The following is a 9,786-nucleotide window of genomic DNA, read 5'->3' as shown; positions in this document are numbered from 1 at the left end:
CCACCATCATCTGCTGCAAAACCGTGATCGGTTTTGGTTCGCCCAACAAGGCGGGCAGCCACTCCTCCCACGGCGCGCCCCTGGGTGATGATGAAATTGCCCTGACCCGCGAGAAGCTGGGTTGGAAACACGGTGCGTTTGAAATTCCGGACGAAGTCTACAAAGGTTGGGACGCCAAAGAGAAGGGTAAGGCCGCCGAGAGCAGCTGGACCGAGCGTTTCGAGGCGTACAAAAAAGCCCACCCCGAACTGGCCGCTGAATTTGAGCGCCGCGTGATCAAGCGTGAGCTGCCGGCCGACTTCGCCGCCAAAGCGAACGAGTTCATCAAAGAGTGCCAGGCCAAGAAAGAAGATATGCCCAGCCGGAAGGCGTCGCTGAAGTCCATCGAAGCCTTCGGCAAGATTCTGCCCGAGCTGATGGGTGGCTCCGCCGACCTGGCGGGTTCCAACCTGACCATCTGGGACGGTTCCAAGCCGATCACCAAAGAAGACGCCTCCGGTAACTATGTGTACTACGGGGTACGCGAGTTTGGCATGAGCGCCATGATGAACGGAATCACCGCTCACGGTGGTTTCATTCACTACGGCGCCACCTTCCTGATGTTCATGGACTATGCCCGCAACGCCGTGCGGATGTCCGCTCTGATGAAGCTGCCGAACATCTTTGTCTACACCCACGACTCCATCGGTCAGGGCGAAGATGGTCCGACTCACCAGCCGGTTGAGCACATGGCCACCCTGCGCGCCACACCGAATATGGACGTATGGCGCCCCTGTGATGCGGCCGAAACCGCCACCGCCTGGAAGCTCGCGGTCGAGAACAAGGATCGCCCGAGCGCGCTGGTCTTCAGCCGTCAGGGTCTGCCCGCCATGGAGCGTACCGACGAGCAGGTGGAAGCGATTGCCCGCGGTGGTTATATCCTGAGCGATTGCGACGGCGAGCCGGAAGTCATTCTGATGGCCACCGGTTCCGAAGTGGCGCCGACCCTGGAAGCCGCCAACCTGCTGACCGAGAAAGGTCGCAAGGTGCGCGTGGTGTCCATGCCGAGCACCACCCTGTTCGATATGCAGGGCAAGGAATACCAGAACGAAGTGCTGCCGCGCAGCGTCACCGCCCGGGTGGCGGTGGAAGCCGCCCACGGCGACCAGTGGCGCAAGTACCTGGGCCTGGATGGCGCTACCGTGACTCTGGATACCTTCGGGGAGTCCGGTAAAGGTGGCGACCTGATGAAGCACTTTGGCTTCACTGCGGAAAACATCGCCAAAACCGCCGAAAGCCTGCTGTAAGCGGTTCCGGCCGCTCCCCGAGCGCCTCGCGAGAGCGCGCGTCGGCGACGGCCGGGCGCGAATGCGCTATCATTAGCCCGACTCGCCCGAGTCGGGCTATTTTTTTCCGGGGTGGTTGTCAGACCCGACGGCCACCCAGAATGCAACGAATTTGGAGCCATTCATGACCGTAAAACGAATGCAAGACCAGGACCTGTCCGGAAAGCGCGTACTGATCCGCGAGGACCTCAACGTCCCGATTCGCGATGGCAAAATCACCAGCACCGTGCGCCTGGACGGCGCCGTGCCCACGATCAAGAAAGCCCTGGAAATGGGCGCCAAGGTCATGGTGATGTCCCACCTGGGGCGTCCGGAAGAGGGCCAGTTCAGCGAGGAAGACTCCCTGGCACTGGTCGCCAAGGCGCTGGGCGAGTCTCTGGGTAAAGACGTCCCCCTGATCCGCGATTGGGTCGACGGTGTGGATATGGGCGACGGCGACGTAGTGTTGCTGGAGAATGTGCGCTTCAATAAGGGCGAGAAGGCCAACGACGACGAGCTGGCCAAGAAAATGGCCAAGCTGTGCGACGTGTTTGTGATGGACGCCTTCGGCACCGCACACCGCGCCCAGGCCTCTACTCACGGTGTGGCCAAGTACGCGCCCGTCGCCTGCGCCGGTCCGCTGTTGGCCAACGAGCTGGATGCCTTGGGCAAGGTACTGGATAACCCGGAGCGCCCGCTGGTGTCCATCGTGGGTGGTGCCAAGGTCTCGTCCAAGTTGAGCGTGCTGGACTCGCTATCCAAGATCTCCGACACCCTGGTGGTCGGTGGCGGCATCTCCAACACCTTTGTGGCCGCGGCCGGTTACGAAGTGGGTAACTCCCTGCACGAGAAAGACCTGATCCCCGAAGCGCAGCGTCTGACCAACACCACCGAAGTGATCTACGCCACTGACGTGCGTACCACCACGGCCGGGTTTGATGATTGGGCCAATGATACGCCGACCGAAGTGAAGAAGGTCGATCAGATCGGCGCCGATGAAGAAATCATCGACTACGGTCCGGAAACCGCGGCGCGCGTGGCGGAGATCATCAAGAACGCCAAAACCATTCTGTGGAATGGTCCCTGTGGTGTGTTCGAGTTTGATGCCTTTGCCAAGGGCACCAAAGTCGTGGCCGACGCCATCGCCGAGAGCAGCGCCTTCTCCGTCGCCGGCGGCGGTGACACTCTGGCCGCCATCGACAAGTGGCACCTGGCGGACAAGATCTCCTACATCTCCACCGGTGGTGGCGCCTTCCTGGAGTTTGTCGAAGGTAAAGTATTGCCGGCTGTAGAGATTCTGGAGCAGCGCGCGAACGACTGATCGTTCACGTCACGCGAAACAAAAAGGCGGCCGCGTAAGCGGGCCGCCTTTTTTGTGGCGGCGGATGCGGCCTTCGGCCTTATCACCGCACAAACGCATCCATCAACGCCATCACATCCCGCGCTTCCGTCATGCTGCACGGATTGTCCCGCTCTCCCTGAAAATAACGCACCACCTGCTCAATCATCGGTTGCTGGATATGGGGTGGGTTGGGTAAGCGGAAAGTCTGCTCCCCATCCTTATTGAAAAGCCTCAATACCTGCTCTCCAAAAAAATTGATGGTTATCCGCCCCTCGGTGCCGATCACCTCACACAGATCCCGCGCCTCGGATTCCGGCACCGCAAAGTGCCAACGCCCCTGTAGCACCACGCCGCTGTCGAACTCGGCCCAGCCGTGTACACAATCATCGGCTTTGTAGTGACCGCCCTGATTGGTGCCAAACCCGTTCGCCCGGGACACCGGACCGAACCAGTGCAGCATCAGGTCCAATTGATGGGGAGACAGATCGTGAAACAGACCGCCACCGGCAATGGACGGCTCAATGCGCCAGTTCTCTTCAGAGTTGGCGATCAACGCTGAGTCCGCCGGTTGCAGCATATCCAGCCGAACGATCAATGGCCGCCCAATCGCGCCCTCGTCCAGTAACGCCTTCAACTTCATGAAGCTCGGTAAAAACCGCCGGTAGTGAGCCGCGCAAAGCTTGCCGTTTGAGGTGCTCTCGGCCGCAATCATCGCTTCGCACTCGGCCGCGTTGCGCGCGACCGGCTTTTCCACATACACGGATTTTCCGGCGGCCAGTGCGGCAACAGCGTAATCTTTATGACTGGCGGGAGGCGTGGCGATATAAATGGCATCGATATCGGGATCGCTCAGCAGCGCCTCGGCATTGTCGGTCCATTGGGGGACACCGTGGCGCCGGGCAAAGTCCTCCGCCTTGGCCGCATTGCGGCGCATGACGCTGACCAGCTCCGAGCCTGGCGCCTTCTGAAAGCCCGGCCCGCTTTTGATTTCGCAGACATCGCCGGCGCCGATGATGCCCCAGCGGATGGTGTGCGGTGTCTCTGACATGGTGACCTCTGGCGCAAGTGATCCCGTTGATGGAAATAGGGGTAGACTATAGCAGGCCCCCAACGCGCGCCCAACTGAACAGGACTCGCTTATGACCAATACTGAATGGCCCACCGCCCCGGAATCCAATCTGGAGTGTCCGAAGGTCGATGGCCGCTATCAGATTCAGATCGTGACGCCCCGGGTGGCGGATGTGGGCGGCATCCCGGTGAACCGGATTCTGCCGCGCCGACAGCGGCGGACCATCGGCGCCTGGTGCTTTCTCGATCACGCCGGACCCAGCCGCTTTCCGGAGGATGCCCCCGGCTTTCGGGTCGGGCCCCACCCGCACATCGGGTTGCAGACCTTTACCTGGATGATTCAGGGGGAGGTGTTGCACCGGGACAGTCTCGGCAGTGAGCAGGTGATTCGCCCGGGGCAGGTCAACCTGATGACTGCGGGTCACGGCATTGCCCATACCGAAGAGGCCACCGGTCCAGAGCCGATGATGCACGCCGCTCAGTTATGGATTGCCTTGCCCAAAGCGCACAAAGATACGGCACCGCGGTTTGATCACTACCCGGAGTTGCCTCGCTGGCAGGAGCGGGATGTCGAGGCGACGCTGCTGGTGGGCGAGTACGCCGGCCGTCAAGCACCCACGCTGAGTTTCAGTCCGCTGGTCGCGGTGGAATTTCTGGCGGAGCAGGCCGGTGATCTGACTCTGAGTTTGCGACCTGACTTCGAATACGGTCTGGTCGCCCTTGAGGGCGATATTCAGGTGGAGGGTGAAGCGTTTGCCGCCAACCACCTCGCGTATATCGGTGGTGGTCGCGATGAAGTACGCGTCCATTTGACGGCGGGTACCCGCCTGCTGATGCTGGGCGGAGAGCCACTGGGGGAAGAAATTCTGATCTGGTGGAACTTCGTCGGGCACAGCCGGGAGGAGATCACCGAGGCTCAGGATGAGTGGGAAGCGGGCAGTGAGCGTTTTGGCAAGGTACCCGGCTACGAGGGTGATCCGCTGCCCGCACCACCGATTCCCTGGAGAACCTGAATGAACCTGTCGTTTATCAAACGTCTGAACGCCATCCAGCGCCTCGGCTATCTGGGGCTCTTGCCTTTTGTGCTCCTGCCGCCCTTGTCCGCTCTGGGCCTGATTGAGACCGGTCAGGCGTTACGCCTGTTTCAACTGTACAGCGCTCTGATTCTGGGCTTTATGGCCGGTGTGCTTTGGCCGGTATTGTACCAGTCGGCACATCCCACGCGCCGGGCGTTAGTGGCGGTGGCTTTCCCGGTCGCGAGCATCGTCGGTTTTGCGTTCCTGCGTCCCCCGGAAGCGCTCGTGCTCCAGGCGGCTCTGTTTTTGGGGTTGCGTCTGTTTGAATATCTGGCGGGCGTGGATCGCCAGTACCCGGCGCGATATCCCCAACTGCGCTGGCAGTTGACCGCAGTGGTGGTGTTTATGCACCTGCTTTATGCGCTTGTCTGGTAGCGATATTGACGGAATTGACTGGGTTTCATGCCCTTATATGACTATTTATGCGCTTTAGTGATTTATAATGTGTGAAATGGTTCGCATTTTGAGCGTAATGTAATACAAGTTAGCGGAAAACTCTTGTAGGTTCATGGTTCCCGACCTGAGTGGGGTTGGCAGTCCTCACATGCGGTATCTCTCGTCGGACCGACGCGTCAGCGTCTCCACCATAACGGCAATAAAAACTGGAGAGAATCTATGTTCCTATCTCGTCTGCGGCGCTCGCCGCTGGTTGTTCTGTTGTTTCTGATATTCCTGTCGCCCAGCCTCTGGGCGGACGCCGAAGTGACCCGCACCAATGGCAATTGGTTGGCTCGGGTGGATGGCAATACGGTGTATGACGGTTCCCGCTATTTCGATGCGATCAACGCCGCGATCAACAATATGGGCTCCGGTACGGTCAATATTCGCAACTCCGGCGATAGTGGCCCCGATGGGGGCAATGTCTACTCCATCCGGCCCCGTGCCGGTCAGACACTGGATTTTCACGGACACACCGTCAATGCCAACGGCGGCGATCTGGTGGTGCCGGTGTACTGTGATCGTCGCGACAACATCACGGTACGCAACCTGCACGTGACCGGTAATCCGCGCTACGGTATCTGGTTCCGGGGATGCTCCCATGTGACCCTGGAAAACATCACCATGGACCTGAGCAACAACAGCCCGGTCGGGTTGGGCATCCGGGTGGACGATTCCACCGGCTCAGCAACTGACCTGACCATTGCGGGCAACATCAACATCAATGGAGCCAAGGGCCATGGGGTGGAAACCTACGGGATTGACGGTTTCACCATCGGCGATGTGACGGTCACCAACAACGGGGGCTGCGGCCTGCTGCTAAACAATTCCCGCAACGGCACCGTGGGCAATGTGACCGGCCACTACAACAATCAGGGGGGTGGTTATGCGACCTTCCGGGTGGCCAACAATAACGGCCCCAATGTCAGCGTGCAGAGTGTTTATTCGCGCAACTCCGGGCGGGGCTTTTTCAGCGTTTCGGACAGCCATGGCACCACCGTCAACTATGTGGATATCGCCAACACCACCTCCCACGGCATTTTTCTGGAGGACGCTTCAGATACCCATGTGTTGAGCGGCTCGGTCTCCAACGGCAACCCCAACTGCCAGTTGGTGCGCACAGACAGTTCCAGCATCAATGTCTCCGGTTGCGATAGTGTGGGCACCGCGCCCGGCGGCGGTTCAGGGGGCGGCAGCAACGGCACCGTGGATGGCATCTATCGCATTGTGCCGGTGCACAGCGGCAAGACCCTGGATGTGGCCAATTGCGGCACCGGAAACGGCACCAATGTGCAGCAGTGGAGCTGGCTGAACAACGATTGTCAAAAGTGGGATATCTCCCCGGTCGATGGCGATTACCACCGCATTTCGCCACTCAATGCCTCTAGCCGGGCGTTGGATGTGGAAGGCCTGTCCACCGACGATGGCGCCAATCTGATGCTCTGGGAGTATCTGGGCGGCCACAACCAGCAGTTCCGCTTTCAGAGCGCGGGCGAAGGGCGCTGGCGCATCATTGGTCGGCAGAGCGAGAAGTGTCTGGACGTGGAGGCCCGCAGTCAGGGGGATGGGGCCAATATCGTTCAGTGGACCTGCAGTGCCGACAGCACCAATCAGCAGTTTGAGTTGATCCGGCAGTAGTGTTCAAGTAACGGCGGATGCGGGCTGCGGCCCTTATCCGCCCTACACCCACTGCCGGGGTAGGCCATTGATCCGTCGGGCCGATCCGCCCACCAGAGCCCCCGTAGGGCGCAGTAAGGCCCAAGGCCGCACCCGCCGTCTCACTTCTCTGAATCCTTCCCGTTTTCCGCTTGTGATGTCCCAGTTTCACGTAAGTGTAAAGTGGGGCGACGAGCTACGCCCTTTCAGGTTCTATGTCCTCCAAGGCCGGTAAACCGGTTACCCGCGTCGGACCTCCGGCGGCGGTACATAACAATAGAGAGGGCGACGTGTCACGGGCGAGAGTGGTATTCAGTGTAGTGGTGTTGGGCGTTGTGCTGGCGGGTTGCCAGCCGCCGGGGGAGCATGGTGCCGGCTCGGTGAGCCTCAGCGTTCAGCCACAAAGCTACCAGTGTCAGGAGGAGCGTGAGCAGGCCAGGCTGACCAGCGCCGGGGTGGTGAAAGCGCAGGTTCCCTCCTGTGGCGGTATGGTGCAGCCACTGCCGTTGCAGCCGAGCGTCGTCGCTCCGGCCGCCCGCGAGCCCACCATGGCCCACCGCTGGTGGGGCAATGTCACCTTTTTTGGTGCGCACGGGGTGGATGATCCCGACGGCCCCGGACACATCACGCCGGACCCCTTGATGGCCAGAATCACCGAGCGCGGGATGCGGCTGATGGGCATACCCGCCGGTTTGCGAGTCCAGGAAAAGGGTGTGACCTACCCGGTGCCCGAGCCCTTGGCCGAAGTGTTTGATGGTATTGCCATTGCCAACAGTCAGTTTGATCGCCTCGATGCCTATGTCAGGGACTACAGTGATGGCACCGTGTCTCTGGAGTGGCGCAATGGCCACCGCCCGGTGATGTCGGCGACGTTCGTGCAGGGCTCCCCTTATGTGTACCTCAGTGTGTTTCGCGGCGACCTGCAGATCCGGACCCTGGAGCCGGACGGTGAGCGCAAAGGCATTTTCTATCGGCAGGGCAACACTCTGGGGCTCTGGACCGATGTGGCGGGAAACCTGAACCACTTTTTGCTGACCGGACATGGGACGACCGAGTTCACCGGCGTCAATGGCTCGGAAATCACCGCCGCCAGCCGCAATAGCCACTTCACCCTGACCTGGCTCCCGGCGCCGGAATCCGGCCCGTCGGCCGCCATGATTGGCGATTTTATCGCCCACGCCCGGCAGCCCGTGGATGAGGTTGAGGTGGACTACAAGGTCGATCCGGACAGCTACCGGGTGACCGTCTCCCATCAGTATCGATACCGGGATGAGCCAGTGAGAACCCTGGCGGGGCTTCAGCCACTGCACTGGAAAAACAGTAAGCAAGCGCTTACCGACTACGAGGTGCGCAGTGCCCGGGGTGTCATGCGGTTTGCAGTGACGGGAGGCTTCGCGTACGAGCTGCCCTCTGTCGGTGTTCTTCCCGGGCTCCCCTCCGGGCTGGGTGACTATGACCCGGAGCGGCTGCGGGCACTGGTGCATGACTTTATGGCCCAGGACCCGCAGGACTGGAACCAGGCGACCGACACCTATTTCGCGGGGAAAAATTACGGCAAGGTGGCCGAATTGGCCCTTTTGGCCCGGGAAGAGGGGCTTGAGCCAGAGGCCAATCGTCTGATTGATTGGCTGAAATCCGAGTTGGAGGACTGGTTTACCGCCGACCCCGCCGAGCAGGCCCGGTATTTTGTCTATGACGACCGCTGGAACACGGTGCTGGGGGTGCACGAGTCGTTCGGTACCCACCAGGCTCTGAACGATCACCACTTTCATTATGGCTACTTTGTCCGTGCCGCCGCGGAGATATGTCGGGTCGACCCGGGCTGGTGCGCCAAAGACCGCTGGGGCCCCATGGTCGAGTTGCTGATCCGGGACTTTGCGGCGGGTCGTGACGACCCTCAGTTCCCCTACCTGCGGTATTTCGATCCCGCTCTCGGCTTCTCCTGGGCATCGGGGGCCGCCAACTATCTGCTCGGAAATAACAATGAGTCGACCTCCGAGGCGGCCACGGCCTACGGCGCCGTGGTGTTGTACGGGCTGGTGACCGAACAGCCAGAGCTGGTGGAGCGGGGCGTTTACCTGCACGCCTCCACGGCCGCCGCCTTCTGGGAGTACTGGAATGACATTGACGGCTATCGCGAGCGCCCGGCGATCTACCGGAACTTCCCCGATGCCTACGACAAACTCACTACCTCCATTGTCTGGGGGGCCGGGCATGTGTTTACCACCTGGTTCAGCGAGGCTCATGCCCACATTCTGGGCATTCAGGGGCTGCCGCTCAGCCCATTGGTGCTTCACCTCGGGCAGTACCCGGATTACCTGGCTGACTATGTGGCTCTGGGGCTGAGTGAGTCCGGCAATGGCAAGCCTTCCGGTCTGAGGGATGGGCACTGGCGGGATATCTGGTGGAACATCTGGGCGATGACCGACGCCGAGGCGGCACTGGCGGATATGACCGAGACCGGTTTTGAGTATGCGCCGGAGGGAGGCGAGACCCGGGCCCATACCTATCAGTGGTTACACGCCTGGACGGAGTTGGGTCATTTGCGTTCGGGGTCCGGCCAGGTCACGGCCGACTATCCGGCCGCCGTGGTTTTTGAATCGGGCGTACAGACGACCTATCTGGCCTACAACTTTGGGGATACAGAGCGGATCGTAAGCTTCTCGGACGGGGTTCGGCTGAAGGTCGCCCCGGGGGCGTTCGGTATCCGGAAAGTGCCGTCACACGGGGGCTGAAAGGGTGTCTCGCTTTACGAAACGTAAAGTGAGACAGGCCACCTTGGGGTGTTTCGGCAAAGTGGGACGACGAAAGTTGCGGGATGCGAGGATAGTGTCAAATGAGCGGTCGTCACTCATCGACCGCATCGGCAAGATTAAAATTATAACGGTTTGAGGATTCGCAT

Annotated in this window: 7 protein-coding genes; 6 read left to right on the top strand and 1 reads right to left on the bottom strand. The window is 60.6% G+C overall.

Translation table 11 applies throughout. The features are described 5' to 3' along the window. On the top strand, positions 1-1,286 hold a 1,286-nt coding region (locus tag B3187_RS16770), incomplete at its 5' end, for a transketolase family protein (protein WP_286807626.1). Between the two features lie 163 nt (positions 1,287-1,449). After that, entirely contained in the window at positions 1,450-2,625 is a 1,176-nt protein-coding gene (locus B3187_RS16765) for a phosphoglycerate kinase (RefSeq protein ID WP_286807625.1), read from the top strand. 82 nt (positions 2,626-2,707) lie between these two features. Here the strand turns inward: B3187_RS16765 and B3187_RS16760 are convergent, their stop codons facing one another. After that, positions 2,708-3,694, bottom strand: coding sequence for a Gfo/Idh/MocA family protein (locus B3187_RS16760; RefSeq protein WP_286807624.1), 987 nt, complete (start codon positions 3,692-3,694; stop codon positions 2,708-2,710). Between the two features lie 91 nt (positions 3,695-3,785). Between B3187_RS16760 and B3187_RS16755 the strand changes: the two genes are divergently transcribed. From B3187_RS16755 to B3187_RS16740, 4 genes are all read left to right on the top strand, one after another. Further along, a complete protein-coding gene (locus B3187_RS16755; protein WP_286807623.1) occupies positions 3,786-4,727 on the top strand; it encodes a pirin family protein in 942 nt (313 codons plus the stop codon). Further along, a complete protein-coding gene (locus B3187_RS16750; RefSeq protein WP_211331071.1) occupies positions 4,728-5,165 on the top strand; it encodes a DUF3429 domain-containing protein in 438 nt (145 codons plus the stop codon). 240 nt (positions 5,166-5,405) lie between these two features. Further along, positions 5,406-6,866 (top strand): RICIN domain-containing protein, encoded by a 1,461-nt coding sequence (locus B3187_RS16745; RefSeq protein WP_286807621.1) that lies wholly within the window; start codon positions 5,406-5,408, stop codon positions 6,864-6,866. 308 nt (positions 6,867-7,174) lie between these two features. Then, positions 7,175-9,619: a glycosyl hydrolase gene (locus B3187_RS16740; RefSeq protein WP_286807620.1), complete on the top strand. Its 2,445-nt coding sequence runs from the start codon at positions 7,175-7,177 to the stop codon at positions 9,617-9,619. The last annotated feature ends 167 nt before the right edge of the window (positions 9,620-9,786 follow it).

It is taken from the genome of Marinimicrobium sp. UBA4209 (genome assembly GCF_002381585.1).
GTDB classification, from domain to species: Bacteria; Pseudomonadota; Gammaproteobacteria; order Pseudomonadales; family Cellvibrionaceae; genus Marinimicrobium; species Marinimicrobium koreense.
Note: the sequence above shows the minus strand (reverse complement) of the source record. Positions and strands in the feature narration are given on the sequence as shown.

Coding starts and splice junctions, on each gene's coding strand:
- B3187_RS16765 (WP_286807625.1), top strand. CDS start 1,450: ATGACCGTAAAACGAATGCAAGACCAGGACCTGTCCGGAAAGCGCGTA.
- B3187_RS16760 (WP_286807624.1), bottom strand. CDS start 3,694: ATGTCAGAGACACCGCACACCATCCGCTGGGGCATCATCGGCGCCGGC.
- B3187_RS16755 (WP_286807623.1), top strand. CDS start 3,786: ATGACCAATACTGAATGGCCCACCGCCCCGGAATCCAATCTGGAGTGT.
- B3187_RS16750 (WP_211331071.1), top strand. CDS start 4,728: ATGAACCTGTCGTTTATCAAACGTCTGAACGCCATCCAGCGCCTCGGC.
- B3187_RS16745 (WP_286807621.1), top strand. CDS start 5,406: ATGTTCCTATCTCGTCTGCGGCGCTCGCCGCTGGTTGTTCTGTTGTTT.